The following is a 20,567-nucleotide window of genomic DNA, read 5'->3' as shown; positions in this document are numbered from 1 at the left end:
TACATATATAGAATGGATCAGGGCAGCAGCAGACAGCTCGCAGCTTACCCGATTTCAGCCTCCAGCTTGCGTCCGCCAATCCAGACTCCGCGCAGATTCAGCTCATCGTCCAGCAACAGGATATCGCCGCGTTTGCCTGCCTCCAGCGACCCGATAGACCGCTGCATGCCAAGCGACACCGCAGGGGTAAGGCTGGCTGCCTGTGAAGCTTCCTGCAGGCTGAGGCCGGTCTCCTGAACCAGGTAGCGGAAGCCGCGGATCATGGTCAGTGTACTGCCGGCGAGCGACTCAGGATGCTCCTTCAGCGTGGCAATCCCGCCGTTCACAATAACGGGCAAATCGCCGATGGCATATTCCCCGTCGCTGAGTCCGGTCGCCGACATGGCGTCTGTGATCAGCAGCAGGTTATGCCCGTTCTTGAGCCGGGCGATAATGCTGATCGCTGCCGGATGAACATGAATGCCGTCGGCAATCACCTCCGCGCGGATGCGCGGATCGAACAGGACGGCTCCTGCGGTTCCCGGTTTACGGTGATGCAGCGGCGTCATGGCATTGAACATGTGCACAGCCTGGTTTAAGCCGGCATCTGCAGCGGCAATAACCTCTTCGAACGTGGCGTCCGTGTGGCCGAGCGCTGCCGTAATTCCATGCTTCCGCAGCCACTGGATGGCTTCCAGTGCGCCTTCGCGTTCCGGAGCCAGTGTAACCTGGCGGATCATCCCCGGATACCGGGCTTCCCATTCCTCCAGCCATAACGTATTGGCCGGAACAATATGCCCGGGATTCTGTGCTCCGGGCCATTTCGGGCTGATGAACGGCCCTTCCAGATGTACGCCTGCCAGCTGGGCATAAGGCATGCCGCCTTCAGCGGAGCGATAAGCATTTACTTCAGACAGCACGCGGTCAATGTCATCCTTGGCGGCAGTCATAGTTGTAGCCAGCATAGACGTTGTGCCTTGCGAAGCATGGAAGCGTGTAATGGTATCCAGTGAATCAGCGTCGCTGTACATGAAATCGTAACCGGCCCCGCCATGCACATGTACATCAACAAATCCGGGAATCAGCAGTCCCTCTGGCTCAGGTGAAGTTCCCGTCTGCCAGCTAGCATAGGCTGCCGGAAGCCAGGCCGCCTCTCCGGCATATTGGATCAGGCCTTCCGAGACGGCGATTACGCCCTTTTGGATGACCCCGTCAGGAGTAAGGACTTTGCCGTACAGCAGTTCACCGGATGAAACGTTTATTTCAGCCATTTTGCTGCTCCTTCATCAAGCAGGACCACAACATTCGGATGGCTCTGCAGCAGCGAGGCGGGGCATTGGGTAGTGATTGGACCCTCCAGCGCATTTTTTACCGCTTCCGCTTTCTCTTCCCCGCGCACCAGCAGCACAATCTGCTTGGCCTTTAGAATACCGCCGATGCCCATCGTCACAGCCTGCCGGGGCACATCCTCCAGCCTGTCGAAGAAGCGGGCGTTGGCTTCCAGTGTTTCCTCCAGCAGATCAACGACATGCGTGCCGCTGCTGAGGCTGGCATCCGGCTCATTGAAGCCGATATGGCCGTTGCTACCGATGCCGAGAATCTGCAGGTCCACAGGACCGTTATCTTCCAGCATCCGGTCATAAGCCAGGCATTCGGCATCCAGATCTGGCGCATTTCCGTTAGGGACATGGGTACGGGCCAGGTCAATATCGATATGGTTGAACAGATGCTCATTCATGAAGCTTCTGTAGCTCTGCGGATGATCTACGGGCAGACCGACGTATTCATCAAGGTTATAGGAAGAGGCTTTGGCGAAGCTCACAATGCCCTTGCGGTGCATTTCCACCAGCTTCGCGTACACGCCGACCGGAGAGCTTCCGGTAGCCAGACCCAGCACGGCCTTGGGATTGCTCTGCACCAGGCTGGCGATCAGGTTCGCCCCGGTTACTGCGAAATCTTCTTCGTTCTGGAATTTCAAAATATTCATTATGATTGTCCTCCCCGTTTATGACGGTAGTGTTGTACATTCAAATATGACTGCTCCAGCTTGGGAATGAAATCCCCGAACCGGGTGCTGACCATGCCGGTGAACAGAATATCGATAATATGCAGCTGTGCGATCCGTGAAGCCATATCACCGCGCCGCATACCCTGCTCAAGTGATGATGAGAACAGCGGAATATCGGCCAGTGTCGCCAGTGTGCTGCTTCCGTATGAGGTCAATGAGACTGTGGCTGCGCCGCTTGCCGCAGCACAGGTTAACGCATCGATCGTCTCCGGGGTTTCACCCGAATAAGAGACTGCAAACGCGACATCACCGGCAGCGAGCGAGGAAGCGGAAGTAATCTGCATATGCGAATCGGCAAAAGCCGTGCAGTTCACGCCGATACGGATCAGCTTCTGGTAGAAATCCTGGGCGACAATGGATGAAGTTGCCATCCCGTACAGATCGACCCGCCGTGCCCGGCAGAGCAGATCGATCACGCTCTGCAGCCGTCCGAGATCGAGCAGCGACGTGGTATCCCGGATGGAGGCCAGATGATTAGCCTGCATCGCCTCGACAATGAACGGCAGCGGATTGCCGGCCACGATATCCTGGTAAGAGGAGCCGCCGTCCTGCGGTGAAGCATCGCTGTGGGCGAGCTCAGCCGCCAGCTTGACTTTGAAATCAGGGAATCCTTTGAAATGCAGAACCTTGCAGAACCGCGTAATGGTTGCCGGGCTGATGCCGCACTCTTCGGCCAGATCCGTAATCCCCATATGGACAATTTCCCCCGGAGAAGCCAGTATGCGCTCCGCCAGCTTGCGTTCCATTTGCGACAGCTTGGGCTTGTCATGCTCCAGGGCATGCAGGATTGGAGACAAGTACTCACCTTCTTTTCTTTCGTTCTTTTGTAATCATGTAGTTTGTTTGTATTTATGTTGACGCTAAAGCTGACGCTGATTTCTGTGTTTTGTGAAATAGATGAGCAGTGAAGCTGAAATATTTTCTGAAATTATTTTAATAAATACGCCAATAATAAAGAAAATTATTTTCATACTCAGAATAAAACAAATCGCCCCAGGATGCAATAGTGAGTTTGCCCTAAGGTGGCGGGAGACATGCCGGCTGGAAGTGTGATAGCTGGGGAGGGTGCTTGATGGGGTGGCGCCTGCCGGAGGCTCGTCGGATGGAACCGCGTCTGCTGGAGAAGCGCCCGCCCAAGATGCGCTTGTTGGGGAACGTGCCCGCCAGAGGGGCGCCAGCTGGAAATGCGCCTGCCATAGACGCGCCTGCCGGGACACACCTAGTCGTAGACCTGCCTGCCGGAGGCACGTCTGATGGAACCACGTTTGCTGAAGATGCGCCCGCCGAAGATGCGCTTGTTGGGGAACGGCCCTCCGGAGGGGGGCCAGCTGGAAATGTGCCGATAATGTATCTGCTGGGAATACGTCCGTCCGCCGGGGAATTAGTTGGATTTTCGTCATTTAAACCAGTCTTATTCTGCTTGTTGTTGAATTTAAGTGGATTTATGTTACTTAATTCTACTCATATCTTCGTTGTTTGCTATTTGAGTAAAAATAAGTGTTGTTTTTCCAACTACGCTACCGCAAACAGGGTTTCTTCCGTTAATAGGTGATGTTTTTCCACTTAATTCTCCTTTGCAGGTAATGTACAACAGTCAGAGAGAGGCTGAAAGCTCATTTGAGCTAACAATGGCATCATAGGAAGGGCAGAAAGGAAGAAGCAGAGTGTGGCAGAGGACAGAGAGTAGGTGTTAGAAAGCAGAGAACAGAAAACAGACAACAAAGGGCAGAAAGGAGAAGCTGGGGTAAGAAATAAAGGTTAAAGGAGAGGGCAGAACAGATAATAGGGAGCAAAGGGCAGAAAATAGAGAAGAGAGAACAGAGAACAGAAGGCGGCGGGTAGAAGCTGGAGAGCAGCGAGTAGGGAGCAGGGAGCAGCTAGTGGAGTTGGGAGCAGTGAGTAGAGGGGGACAATGAATATGGCGGACTGGCAAAATAGAAGCTGCCATCTGCGTGTTTGAGGTCACTCACGCAGATGACAGCTGTAGGTTAGTGTGTTTATTTGGTTAACCGGTTTGGTGTGCGCATTCTGCGGGAAGCTTGTCTGCCGCGCAGCAGCTCCCAGAGGATGAAAGCGAGAATGAGTATTTGCGGCACAAAGGTCTCCCAGGTCGGATACAGGCCGAGCCAGCCGATGGATGGGAGGCTGCTCTCCGCATGTGCCGGTATTTTGCCGGCTACCTGGAGCGCGTGGATGCTCTCACCAAGGAAGCGGAATACGAGATAATAGATCAGCACTGTGGCGGTGCGGAAGAAGGCGGCAATCGGCAGTCTGGCGCTCAGTGCAATGATTGCGTAGCCGAGAACGATCAGTACTGCAAGTGCGCCGCCAATCCCGAGCAGCAACTGGGAAGTAGCGATAGCAGGAGCCATGCCTGCATAGAAGATAGTTGTTTCCGCTCCTTCGCGCAGGATTGCCAGCGCAGCGATGAAGAACAGGTACCATAGGTTGCCCTTGGCGAGAGCACCCTGCATCTGGCGGTCCACATACTTATTCCAGGCAGCCGTACTGGATTTACCATGCAGCCAGCGGCCGACGGTGAGCATCATGACCACGGCGACCAGCCCGGCAATACCTTCGATCAGCTCACGTGCTCCTCCGGAGGCTGCCTGCGAGATGGTATAGGTTAGCAACACGGCGATGCCGATGCTTCCGGCCAGCCCCACCGCAGCCCCGGACCAGACCCAGCGCCGGGCCGCGGGTTCTGCTTCCCGGCGCAGATAAGCGAGGAGTGCGGCGAGCACAAGAATCGCTTCGAGCCCCTCACGCAGCAGAATGAGTGCCGCATCCCACGCAGTATACGTCTGTTCTCCGGCCAGCGGAGTCAGCTCGGCGAGCATATTGTCCATGATCTCCAGCGCCCCGGCAAGCTTCGGAGGATCGGAGAGCAGGTAGCCGGTGACGGCGGTGCTCTCATTCTCGATATTGGCATAGACCTTGGGCGAGGCAATCTGTACGGCGCCTTCTGCTGACGGCCAAGCTATGATGAACTGCTCCATTATCGCGGCTGCTGCCGGACTGTCTCCGGCTTCGGCAGAGGCTGAAGCTTTGTTCAGGTAGCTGATCAGCCCTTCAATGGAGGCGGGCTCCGCTGCCGGGGTACCGGTATCGACCGCCTTGCCCTCGCTGTAGCCGGACAGCAGCGCAACCAGCGCCTCAGATTCCGCCAGCGCGGCTTCTTCGCGGAGGGGCTCGGCCTGCAGCGCAATGCGCAGCAGGCTCATCTTCGTCTCCAGCAGGCCGTAGACGGCGGGATTGTCCCCGCGGATGCCGCGCTCCGCCGGCGTCCAGCCGTTCACGACGGCGAGGTAGGCTTCCGCCGCCGCCGTCCAGTCGGCGCTGCGCGCCGCATCCCGCGTGCGCTCCGCCGCGGGCAGCAGCTTCGCCGCCGCTGCGCGGCCGGCGGCGCCTGAGTCACCGCCGCCCCCGCCCGCGGCGGCGGTGACGTACGCGTCCACGCTTCTGGCGAGCGTGGACAAGGCGGCCTTGGCGGGCGCTCCGCCGCCGGCCGCAAGGGCCTGCGCCGCGGCTGCCAGCGCGGCGTCGACTTCAGCTGCCGGACCGGCGAGTGCCGGGTCCGGCGTGCCTTCGTTCGCGCTGCGCCACAGCGCCGCGAACGATTCCACATCGGCCGCCGCCGCATCCCAGCGGCTCTGGCCGGACTCTACCAGCGCGCTGCCTACAGGCGGCAGCAGCTCATCGAGCGGCGCGCCTGACGCAGAAGCCGGCGCGCCGGGCAGCAGCAGAAGCAGGCCGATCAGCAGCAGCGCTGCCCGGATCTGCCGCCATGGACTGATTTTAACCGTTATGATCATCGGGATCATTCCCTTCGCGAATAAGCATGCTATTATGTTTCCTCTATAGAAGGCGGACTTAAGAGTTGAGCCTGAAACGAGGTTGTTACTGCAGTGAACATTGGGACTCGGGGCGGCAGTAACTGTTGTACCTGATTCTCCGCTAACAATCCTGCACGAAATACAACATTTCTTTTGAAATATTGCCCCTAAACTAAAATTGTTGTATGAAATGCAGCATTCCACCGGTTCCAGGCTGGTAAACGAAGCGATTGTTGTATTTCATACAACAATCCGTCCCAATAGGCAGGAAACTAGGTATTCGAGTTGTACCCAGTGCAACATTTTGCCTGATTCCGTTTGCCGCCGTGCCAGCTGCCAGCCGCCCCTCCATTTACTCAATCCCGCCGCTGCTCCGTTTCTTTCCGCAATTTCCCCGTCACACTTTCCTATTCTCAAATCTCCAGTCTGCTCTGGATTATTTGTTCTGGATCGTTCGTCCCACATCTAATTCATCCCGCAATTTCCTTATCGCACTTTCCTGTTCTCAAATCCCGGTTGACTCTAACTTATTTGTCCCTTAACATCCGTCCCATATCGTTCATCCCGCTGTTTCTGGTCACACTGCGCAGCCTTACGAACCCGGATGTATCCAGCGCCAAATTCAGCGTCAATTCCTCACGCTGAATCCGGGCAGTCCCTCCAATGTTCGTCACCCCAGCAGCGTCTCCCCAATATAACCGCCTTCCCGTACTCCGGGGAAGCAGGCGAATACGGCGCTGCCGGTATGGACCATATATTTATTCAGCCGGTCATTCTTCGAGAGGCGCTGCTGAATGCTCACGAACTGCTTCACCAGATCCTTCTGGAAGCTGATGAAGACCAGTCCTGCATCCAGCTGTCCGGTTTTGAGATCCATGCCACTGGAATAGGAGTAGGAGCGGCGCAGCATTTTGACTGAGCCGTCCCCATGGGCGAGGGCCGAATGGGAATCCGGCGGAATGACAGGCTTGCCGCTGGCATCCGCCGCCTCCAGATTGAGCTCGGCGAATTCATCCCGCGCTCCAATCGGAGCGCCGCTCTGCCGGTGACGCCCGAACGTTGCTTCCTGATCGCTCAGCGTAGAGCGGTCCCAGACCTCAATGCGAAAGCGTACCCGGCGCAGTGCGAGATACGTGCCGCCGTTAATCCAGGCGGGGCCATCGCCGCTTCCGCTCCAGACGACACTTCGCATCTCGGCGTCATCGGTGACGTCGGGATTACCCGTGCCGTCCTTGAAGCCGAGCAGATTACGCGGTGTGCCGCCTGCCGGGTCGGCGCTGCCGGTGCGCTGGAAGCCCTCCTGCGTCCAGCGCAGCACGGCTGTGCCCCGGGCGATGCGGGCCAGATTGCGGATGGCATGGAACGCCACCTGCAGATCGTCGGCGCAGGCCTGCACACAGAGATCGCCGCCGCACCACTGCGGCTCCAGGCTGTCTCCCGTGAATGCCGGGAGATCGGTGAAGGAGGCCGGCCGTTTCGCAGCCAGTCCGAACCGGCTGTCAAAGAAGGCAGGACCCGCCCCGAAGGTAAGCGTACATTTGGAGGGGGTAAGACCATCGGCCTCGCCTGTGTCGGCAGGCGGAAGATTGGGATTGTCGTTCACGCTGCCGATCAGCGTACCGGCAGTAAGGGCAGCGGCGGCGGTGGTCCAGGCCTCCAGCAGTTTTTTGACCTCACTGAGCTTGGTTGTTGTCAGATCAAACGAGGCGAAGCACAGGAAATTCTGCGCAGGCGTAATGATTCCCGCCTGATGATTCCCGTAGAATGGAATAATGTCCGCTCCCGCGTGTTGCGGGGAAGAGAGTGCCTGTCCCGGCTGCCCGGCTGCTTTGCGTGCCGCCAGAATGCTGCCTACCCCGCCGCCGCCGAGCAGCAGGCCGAGTCCGGAGGCGCCAGTAAGCCGCAGCATATCGCGGCGGCTTAGTTTTTTATCGAATAATAGCTGATCTTTAGAAGCATCCTTGGAGAGAACGCTCTCTGTCGCGGGAGTTTCCCGGGAAGTCCTGTCTTTCTTTTTCATACCGGTCACACTCCCAGAATAGTTCCCATGTTGGATAGAGGCTCAGCTAAGGCGTCCAGATTCTGGCTTAACGTCCGGACCTCATCTTCTTTCAGCGTTTCGTAGGAAACGTAGCCGTCACCGGATTTAAACGGTGCCAGCTCATTCAGCAGTGCCGTGAAGCGTTCGCCGATCGTTTGCTCCAGCGCAGGGTCTTTTTTGGCCAGCTCGGGTTTCAGCAGCTCATAGATCTTCTGGGCACCTTCCACATTGGCGACAAAATCATACAAATCCGTGTGGGAGTAACGTTCCTCTTCACCGGTTACTTTGGAGGAGGATACTTCATTCAGCAGCTCCACAGCTCCGGTAACGAGCAGGTTGGCATCAATCTCAGCGGTTTCCACCTTGGCACGCAGCAGCTGCGCATCCTTCAGCAAACGGTCCGCGACATCAGTCATGCCATCTGTGGTATTGTTCTGCCAGAGGGCTTGTTCAATCTTGTGGAAGCCGCGCCAGTCCGCAGCGTCAACATCGTTCTCGCGGGCATCAATATTCGGGTCCAGATCTCCGAGCGCTTCAGCAATGGGCTCAATCCGTTCATAATACATGCGTGCCGGAGCATATAGCGCCTTGGCGTCTTCAAGCTTGCCTGCTTTCACCGCATCGGTGAAGCCTTCGGTCTGTTTCACGAATTCGTCGCATTGTTCAATTACATATTTCCGGTACTCGTCGATGGCCGTGGTGAAATCCGCCGTAACGCCAGCAGCAGTTGAATCTGCAGTTGCGGCAGGTGCACCGGTTGACCCATTGCCCGTCTGGGCTGCGGCATTATTCCCGGAGGTATTGCTGTTATTGCCGTTGTTGCCATTATTATTGTTATCATTGCTTGCACAGCCGGCAAACAGGAGGGAAGCCGCAAGCAAACCCGCGGGTAATGCATAACCTATCTTCATTCTGTTGGACACCCCTTTTTGTTTATGTAAATGATAATCGTTATCAATGATGGACCTATCATAAATCTCCATCCAGTACCTGTCAATAAAAATGTGATAATTATCATATCCATGCTGACTCACACAAATAAAACACCAAAAACGCCTCCCGACAGGCGGAAGACGCAGTTTAATTTTTTGAGTATATAGGAATATATACTTTTTCATATGATAACTTATCCTTCAAGTTCCCCTGAAACGGTACCGTCCCCTAAACAGACAGCGTTACGGTTTCTACTTGATTCCTGCACGAAATACAACAATTTACTCCTAAAAACGGCCGAACTCAAGAATTGTTGTAGAAAAGGCAGCAATTCCTCTTGTTCCAGCAGAAGATCGGGGGAATTCCTGTATTCCGTACAACATTCCTCCCGGATACCCGGGTATTCATGAACCGGAGTTGCACTACGTACAACATTATGCCTTTACAGGCCGAAGGCAAAACTTAATTATCTTACTCTAAGCTCGCTCTGCTGCCGGGTGTCCCAGAGACAACAGCGTAATCCCCGGCGGAATGACTGGTATACGCAATGTTTTTTAAACGTTCCGCCACATTGAAGTTTATAGCATTCGTGACAGCGCTGGATTAACTCAGCACGAATTATTCCGCGTACCTGCCGGCAATAGACCGTTTGGTTAGGAAACAAGCAGTGATCGCAGATCGCTGATTCTACACCGTGGACCGCTCAATAATCCGGTAATCCAGCTTGCGGTAGACCGGGGCTGGGTTGTCTGAGCTGATCTGCTCATGAATAATACGGAAGGCGGATGCACCCATCTCATACAGGTGATTGTCTATGGTGGTGATCTCCAGCAACCGGCCGATCGGCTGGTTATCGAAGCCCATGACCGCGAGGTCTCCCGGGATACTAAGACCCGCTTTGCGCGCCTCAATCATCAGTCCGGCTGCAACATGATCACCAGTGATGATCATAGCTTCAGGCCGCTCCGGCATTTCCAGCAGCAATCGTGCCACGGCAGCACCGTCTTCTTCCGTTGTACAGTCATAGATCATCCATTCCTCCTGAAAAACCAGCTTGTGCTCAGCAATGAATTCGCGAAAGGCAGTCTGCCGGATAGAGGCGCTGCTGCCATTCTGCCTGCCTTCGCAATAGCCGATGGTGCGGTACCCTTTGCCCTTCAAATACTGCAGCCCCTGCCGGAAAGCCGCATAATGCTCAATATATACAGAGGAATAACGGCGCTGCCCGCTGTCCTGGCAGGTTACAACCGGACCGTATGCGGTATACTCCTCAATCGTTTCGGGCTTCAGCGCAGTCGATACAATGATCACACCGTCGATTTCTTTATTGCGCAGCATCTCCAGCACTTTAATCTCTTCATCCGCCAAATAATTGCTCTGGCACAGGATCAGCCGGTATTGCGCGAGCAGTGCCTCATGGGCAAGACCATTCATAATAATCGAGAAATAAAAAGCATTGATATACGGAAGAATCACCGCCACTGTACCGGTACGGCCAGTAATCAGGTGGACGGCGTTCATATTGCGGGTGTAGTTTAACTGCTCAATCGTATCGAGGACGGCGGCTCTTTTGTCTTTGCTGACATAAGGATGATTATTCAGCACCCGCGAGACGGTCGTTACGGAAACTCCGGCAATCCGGGCGATTTCTTTAATATTAGCCATGGCGTATGCTGCCCCCCGAGTCAGAATTGGAATGGTTTTATTTTACCATAGAAATTTTCACATTTTCGCATATAAAAAAGCTTGCTATGGAATCCATTTCATAAATTACACTGGGGTTGTTAGCAGCCTTACCGGATTAAGCCGGCGTGACCGAAAGGGCGTGACGGACCGGTAAAGTTTGCGGCTTCACGCTGCGGGCGGACGGAGTTCCAGCAACATTTTTTTGCCTAAGCATTACTTAGCAGCGTGTTTTCTATAGACTTTGCCCCAACGGATGACGCCCTTAACGATAGGAGCTGAAGCCGTTTTTATTATGCGTTTTGGTCAGAAATGCCAGGGTTGTCCGCGATCCGCGTCTGTCCCCGCCCAAATTAATGCTGCAACAGCACCATTAACTGCCACCCTACATAGTATGGTTTGACTGTATCCCTTTACCTTGTTATACCAAACAAACCCAGAGCAAGGAGGGGTGACACCATTGAAAGGGAACGAACATCATAGCAAATTTCTGTTGACGCATCGTGAGCGCGAAGTATTCGAGCTTCTAGTGCAGGACAAAACTACACGGGATATTGCAGGACTGTTATTCATTAGCGAAAAAACCGTCCGCAACCACATTTCCAACGTCATGCAAAAATTAAACGTAAAAGGCCGTTCGCAAGCGGTTGTCGAGCTGATCAAGCTTGGGGAGCTGAAAATATAGCTGCCGTGCTTCAGGGGTGACGCGTTTAAGCCTTCTCTTATCCTTCGGGGTGAGGGGAGGTTTTTTGTTGTGACAGGTCTCTGAGCAAAATAATCCGTTCAACAAGCTTTTCTCAGTAAATGGTATTATCGTTTCGGATGATTATTTTGAAAAATAAACAGGAATAGACCAAGTGACTGCCGTCCGAGTGAGGAGGCGTCATTTGGTCTATTTTTCAAGCTGGACAGTCATCGCTTCAAAATCCACTTGGCATTTGGTTCTCATCATAAAATCAATGCCAATAATTCCATCAAAGCCGTAAGGCTCTTGAATCGAACCAAGCTGTATGGGGAAATCACTCAAATCGATATCTTCAATGCAAAAGTCGGGAATCTGCTGCTCATAACAAATTTCGCTCGTTCCCCCTACTCCATACATTCGCTTGGCTCTTCCGTTAATAAAATCAATATCGATACCTATTACAGCTAGTATATCGGAATCAAAAACGGTTGCAGCACAGCCAGTATCAAATAAAAGATTTTTAAGAGAAATGGATTCACCATGGTGAGTTAGAGTCAAAGAAACAATAGGCAGGCCATGCAGAAGGTGTAACTTCATATCTGTTGCCGTACTCCTGAGAAAAACTCTTCCACAACCTCAACATCATTTCTGCTTGTATGAAATACATACAGTTCACGGTTTGGATGAAGCTTATGCAGCTTTTTATAGCCGCTCCAAGCTTCTTGCGGGTTATCGTAATCTTGTATGACTGCCATATCCTCTAACTGACGCATGCGGTTACTTGAGCTTGCTTTAATTGCTTCCACCAGTACAAAGCGGCTTGGGTGTAATTCTGTAATCTCTCCCCACTTCATTGGCTTCACCTCGCTTAGTTTATCATCTTTTCAGTATAGCATAGATGCTTAAGGATGACGGAAGTGAGTGCAGCAATTGTAATTATATGGATGGTGCAGCTTGTGACGCCGGTGTTTTGCATTCAACTGAAAATTATGAAGAGAAGCTATTATTAAAAGTACTACAAACAAAAAATGAAAAAGAAAGAAGTTCAACGAAGAGTTTTCCTGATCCTTTAGGAAGCCAGCTAGGGGTAGTGGTTGTACTTTTACGGCATGGGGAAATAATTAATAAAGAACCTTTCAAAGAGTTCATTGGAATTGATGAATTTTATGATTTAGTGGTACAAGAGGGGGATTTTGATTATCAGAAATTTAATTTGGAATGGTTACCACATCTCAATGAAGATGAAATTAAGAAGATACTTAGTGACTCTAATAATAAGGAGATTATAAGAAGTAAATTTGTAAAATCACTTGTAGAAGATGAACTAGGGCATAAGATTAAAAAGTTTTATTTGGAGTATTTTGAGTAGTAGTGCATTCGAAATGACTTATCTTGTGTACTTCCTTTCAAACTACATCCAACGTAATGCGGAAATTAAATGTAAAAGGCCGTTCGCAAGCGGTTGTCGAGCTTGGGGAGTTGAAAATCTAGCTGCCATGCTTCAGAGGTGATGGCGTTTAAGCCTTCTCTTATCCTTCGGGGTGAGGGGAGGTTTTTTGTTGTTATTATGGTATGAAGAGATTATCCTTGCATTTTACTAATGGCTGTATAATATTTTTAATATGCGGAATTTGTGAATAGGGAGGCGGAGAATGATAGACCCGAAGATGTTAGAGAAGAAAGAACAACTGCTGCAGCTAGTGCGGGGGTTCTGCCAGGAATATCTGGATGAAGATTATGAACAGCTGTCCTGCAAAATGGTAGAAAAGCTGGGACGCAAACGGACTGTTCCTTTTATGAGCGGAAAGCTGGAAATCTGGGCAGCAGGCATTATTCACGCCATTGGCACGATTAACTTTTTGTTTGATAAAAGCTTTGAGCCTTACGTTTCTGTGCATGACATCTGTGAATATTACGGTGCTGCTCAAAGTACAACCTCACAGAAATCCAAGTTACTACGCGATATGTTCAAAATGGGGCATTTCGGAGGCGAGTTTGCCACACAGGTCTCTGAGCAAAATAATCCGTTCAACAAGCTCTTCTCAGTAAATGGAATTATCGTTTCGGATGATTTTTTTGAAAAATAAACAGGAATAGACCAAGTGACTGCAGTCCAAGTATGGAGGCGTCATTTGGTCTATTTTTCAATAATCAGCGAATATTAGGCTTTCTGTATTTTATGGATTGACGGCTGGGGAAATTGGTTGTAAAATCTGCGTAAAGTATAAACCTTTAAACTTTAAGAACGGTTTTGAAGTTTTGGATAAAGAGAAAACTCACATCTAATGTTCGGTTTTCAGTTAGTACGCAGTTTTTGCGAGAGGAGTTACTCTTTTTTATTACCCTGAAAGTTAAATCGATTAAACTTTTGAGTTTGGAGGCATAGATACTTAAATGAACATTCATGATGTAGCCAAGAAGTCGGGGCTCTCTGTAGTGACCGTATCCAGAGTTCTAAACAATTCACCCTCTGTACGTGAAGGCAACCGCCAGAAAGTGCTGAATGCCATTGAGGAATTGAATTATCAGCCCAACTCGGCGGCGAGAAGTCTCGTTCGCGGCAAGACAGGAGTTATTGGGATGTCGATTACGAACTTTAACGACTCTTTCTATGACCGCGTGATTCGCGTGGTGAACCGGAAGCTGGCAGAGCAAGGGTACTTCCTGGCCTTGTCTATAGCTGAGAATGAGGATGACGGTGTGAACTTCCTGTTTCAGAAGGACCGCGTGGACGGAATTATCCTGTTATCTCCGCTTGAGGAGAAGGAATACGTGGAGGAGCTGAAACGAAAAAACATTCCGGTTGTCCTGCTGGATAACCAGTTTCAGCATGAGGATGTTCCGAGTGTACTCGTTGATAACTATCAGGGAGGGTATGAGGCTACTAAGCATTTGATTGGTCTTGGGCATACCCGGATCGCCTATATCGGCGGCCCTTCGGTGTTTCTGAGTGTAACGGAGCGCAAACGGGGGTATGTCCAGGCGCTGGATGAAGCGGGGCTAACGCCCTTCGGCACGGAATATTGCGGATTTACGGTAAGCAGCGGTTATGAGGTAGCGAAGAGATGGATTCGCGAGGATAAGCTGCCGACAGCCATTTTTTCGGGAGACGACTTTATTGCGCTCGGGGTTGTTCAAGCCCTGCGTGAGGAAGGAATTCTGGTACCGCAGGATATCTCCGTGGTCGGCTTTGATGATCAGCAGTTCGTAGGTGAATTCTACCCGCGGCTCACGACAGTCAGGCAGCCCGAGGCGCAAATGGGCAATATAGGCGTTGAATTACTGCTGAAACTGATCAACGGGGAGGTGACGCAGCCCGCTGTAACGAAGCTCGCTCCTCAACTGCTCATTCGTGAATCCACCGCATCTGTCAGATTAACTTGAATTATAGGAGTGAATCATCTGTGAAGTATTTCTTGGGAGTGGATGCAGGTGGAAGTAAGACCTGCGCAATGATTGCAGACGAACAGGGGAAGGTCATAGGTGCAGGCAAAAGCGGGAACGGGAATCATCAGCTAAACCGTGAGCAGGCGGCGGACAGCTTGCACCAGGCCGTATCGGAAGCCATTACGGCTTCAGGGCTGACCCGGGATCAGCTGGATTACTCCTGGTTCGGACTGGCGGGAGCGGACAGAGAGGCTGATTTTAGAATTTTGCGGCCGATCATCGGCAGCCTTGGCCTTCCCCGGACGGAGATTTCCTGCGATACCTGGAATGCGCTGCGGTCAGGTACAGAGAAGAACTATGGGATCGTGCTGATTTGCGGATCGGGCGTGAACTGCAGTGGTAAAAATCCGTCTGGTGCTACCTACCAATGCGGCGGCTTCGGCTACCGGTTCGGAGATTTTGGCGGCGGCTATGATCTGAGTATGGAGGTATTCCGCAGCGTCCTCAGGGCGGATGACGGAAGAGAAATGGAGACAGTGCTAAGCAAACGCTTAACTCAATTGCTGGGCTATACCAACGTTTCAGAGTTAAGGGAGGATTACCTGGACCATTTCAGAGACCTGCCTCCCCAAATTGCGGAGCTGTTGTTTCAAGCGGCAGAGGAGGGGGATCCTGTTGCCACCGGGCTGCTGGTCAAGCAAGGGGATGAGCTGGGTCTGGCTGCGGTCTCGGCAATCCGCCGGCTGTCCATGGAGGGGGACGATTTCGATATCGTGCTTGCAGGCAGCCTGCTGACCAAGGGAGACCGCTCCGGCATCATCCGGCGGGCCATTGAGCGAAGAGTGAAGCAGGCGGCTCCGAATAGCACTTTAAGGATTCTAACCCGTGAGCCGATTGTAGGATCGGTCATTCTGGCGATGGAAAGCAGCGGTATGCATGTGAATCAGGAGGTTCTTGATCATCTATCAGAGGGTAAGGAGGGGCAATTGTCATGGAAGAAACATTGAAGCTGGTTGTCATCGGAGCGGGGTCATCGTATACACCTGAATTAATTGAAGGGATCATCCTGCATCACCAGGAGCTTCCTATCCGCGAAATATGGCTGGTGGATATCGAGGAGGGCAGGGAGAAGCTACATACGATTGCGGAGCTGAGCAAGCGCATGATTGCACAGTCCGGACTGCCGATTACTGTAGCAGAGACGCTTGAGCGCAGGGAAGCCATTGCCGGAGCGGACTTTGTCTGCACACAGATCCGGGTAGGCATGCTGGAGGCGCGCAAATGGGACGAATTGATCCCGCTTCAATACGGTGTCATCGGTCAGGAGACGACCGGTCCCGGAGGAATGATGAAAGGCCTGCGGACCATCCCGGTTATTCTGGATATTTGCAGGGATATCGAGGAGCTGGCCCCGGATGCCTGGCTGCTGAATTTCACGAATCCGGCCGGAATGGTGACTGAAGCTGTCCACAAATATTCATCGGTCAAAAGCGTAGGCCTGTGCAACTCGCCGATCGGTTTCCAAAAGTGGCTCTCGGGGTTCTTCGGACTTCCCATGGAGAAGATCTATGCGGAGTTTGTCGGCATCAACCACCTGCACTGGGTATCCGATGTCGTGATTGACGGGAAGAGCAAGCTGCAGGAGCTTATTGATTACCCCGAGAGCTACAAGGCAGGCAATGTGCCGTTTGATGCCTGGGATCACCGGTTCCTGAACAGTTTGCAGGCCATTCCCTCGTATTACTTGAGCTATTACTATATGACAGACGAGATGCTGGCGGAACAGAAGGAAGCAGCTGTAACGACCGGATCACGCGCTGAAGTTGTGAAGAAGGTGGAGGAGGAGTTGTTTGGGCTGTACCGGAACCTAGAGCTGAAGGAGAAGCCGAAGCAGCTGGAACAGCGCGGCGGAGCCTATTACTCGGAGGCGGCGGTGCTGCTGATGCGCTCCATTCATAATGATTCCCGCGATATCCAGACGCTGAATGTAAGGAATAACGGAATTATTGACTTCCTGCCGGACGATGCCTCCATTGAGGTGAATTGTGTGGTCACCAAGCAGGGGCCGCTGCCGATTCCGCTGCGCAGAGTTCCTCAGTCCGTCAGAGGCCTGCTGGCTGCGGTCAAGCAATATGAGAGCCTCACCATCGAGGCGGCTGTGCACGGAGATCGGGATGTGGCTCTGCAGGCTATGGTCCATCATCCGCTCATGCCTTCAGTCACCGTAGCTGAACAGCTGCTGGATGAAATGCTGGAGAAGAACAAACCGTTTTTACCGTTGTTTCACTAGAATCGTCCAGAGGAGGTAAAGCGGATGAACACGGCCGGAAAAGCGAGCAGGTGGAAGAGATTTACCAGTCAGTTGGATTTGCAGTCCATGGTTTGGCCGGGCATTATCTTTGTATTCATTTTTAGCTACATTCCGATGTATGGCGTGGTGATGGCGTTCCAGCAATACGATATTTTTAGCGGCATGATGAAGAGCCCCTGGGTTGGATTTATGCAATTCAGAATGTTCTTCGAGGCCCCGGAGTTCTGGAATGTGATGCGAAATACGATTGTGATTAGCCTGCTCAAATTGATTATCTCTTTTCCTGCCCCGATTCTGCTTGCGCTGATGCTGAACGAAGTCGGTCATATGGGCTTTAAACGCGTGATCCAGACCGTCAGCTATCTGCCTTATTTCCTGTCCTGGGTTATTGTATCCGGTTTCGTATTTTCGCTGCTATCCGTAGATAACGGAACGGTGAACTATGTGCTGGAGCGTTTCAATCTGGCCGGGGAGCCCATTAACTTCCTGGCGGTACCCAAGTACTTCTGGTCCATTCTGGTAAGTGTAAATGTGTGGAAGGAAGTCGGGTTTGGGAGCATTGTCTATCTGGCTGCGATAGCAGGTATTGATCCGACCCTATATGAGGCTGCTTCTATAGACGGAGCAAGCCGGTTTAAGCAAATTCACCTGATTACACTCCCCAGCATTACCCCTATTATTGTCATCTTTATGATTCTTGCCATCGGCAGTCTGCTCAGTGCGGGCTTCGAGGACATTCTGCTGCTGGCAACCAATCCGATCCTGCGCCCCTACTCCGATGTTATCGACACCTATGTGTACCGTGTTGGGATATTAAATGCCAGATTCTCTTATGCGACAGCTGTAGGGCTGTTCAAAGCGGTAATCAGTATCATTCTGCTGGTGACGGCCAACACAATCGCCCGCCGGGCAAATGTTAGTCTCTGGTAGGTACTACTACTCATAGCGAATGCTTCCGGTGAAGTTTTATTGCGATGTATCGACTGTGAGTCATGCTCCATAAACCTTTTAGGAGGGGTGAACAATGAGACTAAGCCTGGGCGACAAAGTGATGCAGCGGACTATTTATATCCTTTTGACACTGCTGGCGCTACTCATGCTGTACCCGTTTTGGAACGCGTTAGTCATTTCTTTTAATCTGGGCAGTGATACGGCGCTCGGCGGTGTAACCCTGTTGCCAAGAGCATTTACCCTGGAGAATTATTATATTGTGTTTCAGGATGACCGCCTGCTGAATTCTTTTCTGATCACCATTCTTAGAACGCTCGCCGGCACAGCATTATCCGTTTTCTTCACCGCCCTGTTAGCCTACGGCATGTCCAAGAAGTCTTTGCTTTTCCGCAAACCATATATGGTGTTCTTCATGATTACGATGTTCTTCAGCGGAGGACTCATCCCCAGTTACTTACTAATTCGCTCTTTGGGCATGCTGGACACCTTTTGGGTGCTGATTATCCCCGGCATCATCAGCGTCTGGAACATGATAGTCATCCGCACCTTCTTCAGCGCTTTACCTGAGGGACTGGAGGAATCAGCCAAAATCGACGGCAGCAGCAACTACGGCATTTTCTTCCGGATCGTGATTCCCGTCTCCGGCCCGGTGCTGGCCACGATATCTTTATTCACCGCAGTAAGTTACTGGAATGACTGGTTTACGGGAGCGATCTATATTACCAAGGATCACTTGCTTCCTATACAGACGCTGCTGCGGCAGGTGATGAACTCGAACATTATGACCCAGATTGGCTCCTCGAATGCGATCGCGCTGGATCATATGAACCGGAACCGGACGATTACCACGAAGTCACTGACTATGGCTACGATGATGGTCGCTACCCTTCCGATTATCCTGACGTACCCTTTTCTCCAAAAGTACTTTGTGAAGGGCGTAATGATCGGTTCATTGAAAGAATAGCAGTGTCCATATTACGTAGAAAGAAGGGAAAAGAATGCGCAAACGCCTGAAAGGGGTAGCTCTGTTGCTGACTTCGCTGATGCTTCTGCTCGCTGCCTGCAGCGGAGGTGGGAATTCTGACGCTTCGCAGAACAATCTGAATACCGGGACAGCCCCGGATGACGGCAGCGGGATCAAGCCTGTTACCTTCAGCTTTTATGGAAACTACGACTGGCTTACAACCTCACCCTGGGGGGAGAACGAGGCGACGAGGTGGATTCAGGAGAACCGCAAGGTTACGGTTGAACCGATACAATCCGGAGGAGCAGCCGGAGAAAAGCTCAACACGATGATCGTCGGCGGTGATTTGCCGGATGTTATTTTTACGGACCGGGGGTCCTCAGTAGAACGGCTGGTGCAGGCAGGGCAGCTCGTTGCACTGGATGAATATTATGAGAAATATCCGAACTTCAAGAAATATGTGAAGGAATCGACCCTGAATCTGCTCCGTTCAGATGACGGGCAAATCTATCAAATTCCGAACTGGTATACCTCCGGGCAATTCGGCAACGGCGGGTGGATGGTGAATAAGGATATTTATAACGCACTCGGCAGACCGGCGCTGGAGACCTTTGATGACTTATATCAGTATTTGCTCATGGTGCAAGACAAGTACCCGGATGTAGTCCCTCTGGAGGTTGGGGAGAAGGGGGCAGGTCTGGAAATTATGTATGGCGGTTTCAGGGAGAAATCCACCAGCAAGTTCGTTACACTCATGGGGCATCCGGAAGGCGACAAGCTGACATCTATCCTGGATGATCCCGCTTACGAGGAGATGGTGCTGTATATCAATAAGCTGTACCGTGAACGGCTGATTACGCAGGATGCGCTGCAGCAAACCCAGGATGCGGTCAAAGAGAAGGTCAATACCGGCCGGGTAGCTGTCATGGTTGAATCCAATATCACTACGTATGGAGCCGAGGGACACCGGGCATTGACAGCAAGCCATCCGGACAGCGGGTATGAGATTATTTGGCCGATCCATAAAGCCGGAGTAGACAGGACCAAAGTATTTGTAAGCGGCTTTGAGACGCTGGGCTGGAACGTCAGTGTTATTACGAAAAAGGCCAAGGACCCGGAGGCTATTTTCGCTTACTTTGACTGGATTACGGGTCCGGAGGGACAGAAGGTGCTGTTCTTCGGCCCTAAGGGCTTATACTGGGATGAAGAGGACGCGGATGGAGCGCCCATTCCGAACGAGAAATACAAAACTACTCCTGCTAACGAGCGTACGGATACGATGAGAAAATTCGAGGACTTTAACTGGGCGGGAAATACGACCTTCATTGATACGGCGAAAATGAGCCTCGAGGCGCTGCTCTCCGCGAACCAGAAATCATGGGAGACCGTGGCTCAGTCTACAGTAACCTGGAAAACCGCGCTGGACATTACGGAATTCGTAAATACCGATCCGCTTCCCGATACGGAGAACGGCATCATCGCACAGAATGTCGCGGATATCTATACCCTTGCTTACGCCCAGATGGTTCAGGCCAAGTCGGACGCAGAGGTGCTGGCGGCACTGGATACCGCAAGAAAGAACACCGCAAAAGCGGGGCTGGATAAGCTGCTAGAGTTCAGAACTGAAAAGTGGCAGGAGAATGTTAAGAAAATCAACGCTACGAAATAATTCTTGTTATATAGGAAGCACTAAAGAAACTAACGAAAAGCAAAAAGAAGCGAAGGGGAA

The 20,567-nt window shown here is 52.1% G+C and carries 19 protein-coding genes and 1 pseudogene; 10 read left to right on the top strand and 10 right to left on the bottom strand.

The features are described 5' to 3' along the window. Window positions 1–44 precede the first annotated feature (44 nt). From nagA to GC101_RS20410, 8 genes are all read right to left on the bottom strand, one after another. Window positions 45–1,250 (bottom strand): N-acetylglucosamine-6-phosphate deacetylase, encoded by a 1,206-nt coding sequence (gene nagA, locus GC101_RS20445; RefSeq protein ID WP_171718753.1) that lies wholly within the window; start codon window positions 1,248–1,250, stop codon window positions 45–47. Continuing rightward, on the bottom strand, window positions 1,238–1,966 hold the full coding sequence (gene nagB / locus GC101_RS20440) for a glucosamine-6-phosphate deaminase (RefSeq protein ID WP_171718752.1): 729 nt from the start codon (window positions 1,964–1,966) through the stop codon (window positions 1,238–1,240). The genes nagA and nagB overlap by 13 nt, the downstream gene beginning before the upstream one ends. Next, window positions 1,966–2,844 carry a MurR/RpiR family transcriptional regulator gene (locus GC101_RS20435; protein ID WP_042217199.1) on the bottom strand — a complete coding sequence of 293 codons (879 nt, stop codon included), beginning with the start codon at window positions 2,842–2,844 and terminating at the stop codon, window positions 1,966–1,968. Before GC101_RS20435 ends, nagB begins: the two co-directional genes overlap by 1 nt. 1,200 nt (window positions 2,845–4,044) lie before the next feature. Continuing rightward, on the bottom strand, window positions 4,045–5,862 hold the full coding sequence (locus GC101_RS20430) for an FTR1 family iron permease (RefSeq protein ID WP_246354428.1): 1,818 nt from the start codon (window positions 5,860–5,862) through the stop codon (window positions 4,045–4,047). A 548-nt stretch (window positions 5,863–6,410) separates the two neighbouring features. Next, window positions 6,411–6,557 carry a hypothetical protein gene (locus GC101_RS20425; RefSeq protein WP_171718750.1) on the bottom strand — a complete coding sequence of 49 codons (147 nt, stop codon included), beginning with the start codon at window positions 6,555–6,557 and terminating at the stop codon, window positions 6,411–6,413. Continuing rightward, entirely contained in the window at window positions 6,554–7,903 is a 1,350-nt protein-coding gene (efeB, locus tag GC101_RS20420) for an iron uptake transporter deferrochelatase/peroxidase subunit (RefSeq protein WP_171718749.1), read from the bottom strand. Before efeB ends, GC101_RS20425 begins: the two co-directional genes overlap by 4 nt. A gap of 5 nt (window positions 7,904–7,908) precedes the next feature. Then, window positions 7,909–8,835, bottom strand: coding sequence for an iron uptake system protein EfeO (gene efeO, locus GC101_RS20415; protein ID WP_171718748.1), 927 nt, complete (start codon window positions 8,833–8,835; stop codon window positions 7,909–7,911). 709 nt (window positions 8,836–9,544) lie between these two features. Further along, window positions 9,545–10,522 (bottom strand): LacI family DNA-binding transcriptional regulator, encoded by a 978-nt coding sequence (locus GC101_RS20410; protein ID WP_171718747.1) that lies wholly within the window; start codon window positions 10,520–10,522, stop codon window positions 9,545–9,547. Between the two features lie 478 nt (window positions 10,523–11,000). On the opposite strand from GC101_RS20410, the gene GC101_RS20405 reads away from it, so the two are divergent. Further along, window positions 11,001–11,225 carry a helix-turn-helix domain-containing protein gene (locus tag GC101_RS20405; protein WP_019908812.1) on the top strand — a complete coding sequence of 75 codons (225 nt, stop codon included), beginning with the start codon at window positions 11,001–11,003 and terminating at the stop codon, window positions 11,223–11,225. A 207-nt stretch (window positions 11,226–11,432) separates the two neighbouring features. Here the strand turns inward: GC101_RS20405 and GC101_RS20400 are convergent, their stop codons facing one another. Further along, window positions 11,433–11,822, bottom strand: a complete 390-nt coding sequence (locus GC101_RS20400) for a pepsin/retropepsin-like aspartic protease family protein (RefSeq protein ID WP_171718746.1) — start codon at window positions 11,820–11,822, stop codon at window positions 11,433–11,435. Continuing rightward, the gene (locus GC101_RS20395) at window positions 11,819–12,079 is read right to left on the bottom strand and encodes a hypothetical protein (protein ID WP_171718745.1); all 261 of its coding nucleotides are present in this window, start codon (window positions 12,077–12,079) and stop codon (window positions 11,819–11,821) included. The genes GC101_RS20400 and GC101_RS20395 overlap by 4 nt, the downstream gene beginning before the upstream one ends. 86 nt (window positions 12,080–12,165) lie before the next feature. Between GC101_RS20395 and GC101_RS20390 the strand changes: the two genes are divergently transcribed. The 9 genes and pseudogenes from GC101_RS20390 to GC101_RS20350 all read left to right on the top strand — a co-directional run bounded on the left by GC101_RS20390 (window position 12,166) and on the right by GC101_RS20350 (window position 20,507). Further along, a complete protein-coding gene (locus GC101_RS20390) occupies window positions 12,166–12,594 on the top strand; it encodes a hypothetical protein (protein WP_171718744.1) in 429 nt (142 codons plus the stop codon). Between the two features lie 47 nt (window positions 12,595–12,641). After that, a pseudogene (locus tag GC101_RS20385) lies at window positions 12,642–12,716 on the top strand (helix-turn-helix domain-containing protein); the annotation flags it as partial. 161 nt (window positions 12,717–12,877) lie between these two features. Next, a complete protein-coding gene (locus GC101_RS20380; protein WP_171718743.1) occupies window positions 12,878–13,312 on the top strand; it encodes a DUF6398 domain-containing protein in 435 nt (144 codons plus the stop codon). 307 nt (window positions 13,313–13,619) lie between these two features. Then, window positions 13,620–14,609: a LacI family DNA-binding transcriptional regulator gene (locus GC101_RS20375; RefSeq protein ID WP_171718742.1), complete on the top strand. Its 990-nt coding sequence runs from the start codon at window positions 13,620–13,622 to the stop codon at window positions 14,607–14,609. Between the two features lie 20 nt (window positions 14,610–14,629). Beyond that, window positions 14,630–15,619 (top strand): BadF/BadG/BcrA/BcrD ATPase family protein, encoded by a 990-nt coding sequence (locus tag GC101_RS20370; protein ID WP_171718741.1) that lies wholly within the window; start codon window positions 14,630–14,632, stop codon window positions 15,617–15,619. Then, window positions 15,604–16,902: a 6-phospho-beta-glucosidase gene (locus GC101_RS20365; RefSeq protein ID WP_171718740.1), complete on the top strand. Its 1,299-nt coding sequence runs from the start codon at window positions 15,604–15,606 to the stop codon at window positions 16,900–16,902. The genes GC101_RS20370 and GC101_RS20365 overlap by 16 nt, the downstream gene beginning before the upstream one ends. A gap of 24 nt (window positions 16,903–16,926) precedes the next feature. Beyond that, entirely contained in the window at window positions 16,927–17,853 is a 927-nt protein-coding gene (locus GC101_RS20360; protein ID WP_171718739.1) for an ABC transporter permease, read from the top strand. Window positions 17,854–17,947: 94 nt separating this feature from the next. After that, the gene (locus GC101_RS20355; protein WP_171718738.1) at window positions 17,948–18,838 is read left to right on the top strand and encodes a carbohydrate ABC transporter permease; all 891 of its coding nucleotides are present in this window, start codon (window positions 17,948–17,950) and stop codon (window positions 18,836–18,838) included. A gap of 34 nt (window positions 18,839–18,872) precedes the next feature. Next, window positions 18,873–20,507, top strand: coding sequence for an extracellular solute-binding protein (locus GC101_RS20350; protein ID WP_171718737.1), 1,635 nt, complete (start codon window positions 18,873–18,875; stop codon window positions 20,505–20,507). Window positions 20,508–20,567 lie beyond the last annotated feature (60 nt).

This window comes from Paenibacillus phytohabitans (assembly GCF_013141775.1).
Classification (GTDB): domain Bacteria; phylum Bacillota; class Bacilli; order Paenibacillales; family Paenibacillaceae; genus Paenibacillus_AQ; species Paenibacillus_AQ phytohabitans.
The sequence above is the reverse complement of the archived record's forward strand: the minus strand, read 5'-3'. Positions and strand labels throughout refer to the sequence as shown.

Bases quoted from the DNA above. Each gene is read 5' to 3' on its own strand.
- nagA (WP_171718753.1), bottom strand. From the start codon at position 1,250: ATGGCTGAAATAAACGTTTCATCCGGTGAACTGCTGTACGGCAAAGTC.
- nagB (WP_171718752.1), bottom strand. From the start codon at position 1,966: ATGAATATTTTGAAATTCCAGAACGAAGAAGATTTCGCAGTAACCGGG.
- GC101_RS20430 (WP_246354428.1), bottom strand. From the start codon at position 5,862: ATGATCATAACGGTTAAAATCAGTCCATGGCGGCAGATCCGGGCAGCG.
- efeB (WP_171718749.1), bottom strand. From the start codon at position 7,903: ATGAAAAAGAAAGACAGGACTTCCCGGGAAACTCCCGCGACAGAGAGC.
- efeO (WP_171718748.1), bottom strand. From the start codon at position 8,835: ATGAAGATAGGTTATGCATTACCCGCGGGTTTGCTTGCGGCTTCCCTC.
- GC101_RS20410 (WP_171718747.1), bottom strand. From the start codon at position 10,522: ATGGCTAATATTAAAGAAATCGCCCGGATTGCCGGAGTTTCCGTAACG.
- GC101_RS20400 (WP_171718746.1), bottom strand. From the start codon at position 11,822: ATGAAGTTACACCTTCTGCATGGCCTGCCTATTGTTTCTTTGACTCTA.
- GC101_RS20395 (WP_171718745.1), bottom strand. From the start codon at position 12,079: ATGAAGTGGGGAGAGATTACAGAATTACACCCAAGCCGCTTTGTACTG.
- GC101_RS20390 (WP_171718744.1), top strand. From the start codon at position 12,166: ATGGATGGTGCAGCTTGTGACGCCGGTGTTTTGCATTCAACTGAAAAT.
- GC101_RS20380 (WP_171718743.1), top strand. From the start codon at position 12,878: ATGATAGACCCGAAGATGTTAGAGAAGAAAGAACAACTGCTGCAGCTA.
- GC101_RS20375 (WP_171718742.1), top strand. From the start codon at position 13,620: ATGAACATTCATGATGTAGCCAAGAAGTCGGGGCTCTCTGTAGTGACC.
- GC101_RS20365 (WP_171718740.1), top strand. From the start codon at position 15,604: ATGGAAGAAACATTGAAGCTGGTTGTCATCGGAGCGGGGTCATCGTAT.
- GC101_RS20360 (WP_171718739.1), top strand. From the start codon at position 16,927: ATGAACACGGCCGGAAAAGCGAGCAGGTGGAAGAGATTTACCAGTCAG.
- GC101_RS20355 (WP_171718738.1), top strand. From the start codon at position 17,948: ATGAGACTAAGCCTGGGCGACAAAGTGATGCAGCGGACTATTTATATC.
- GC101_RS20350 (WP_171718737.1), top strand. From the start codon at position 18,873: ATGCGCAAACGCCTGAAAGGGGTAGCTCTGTTGCTGACTTCGCTGATG.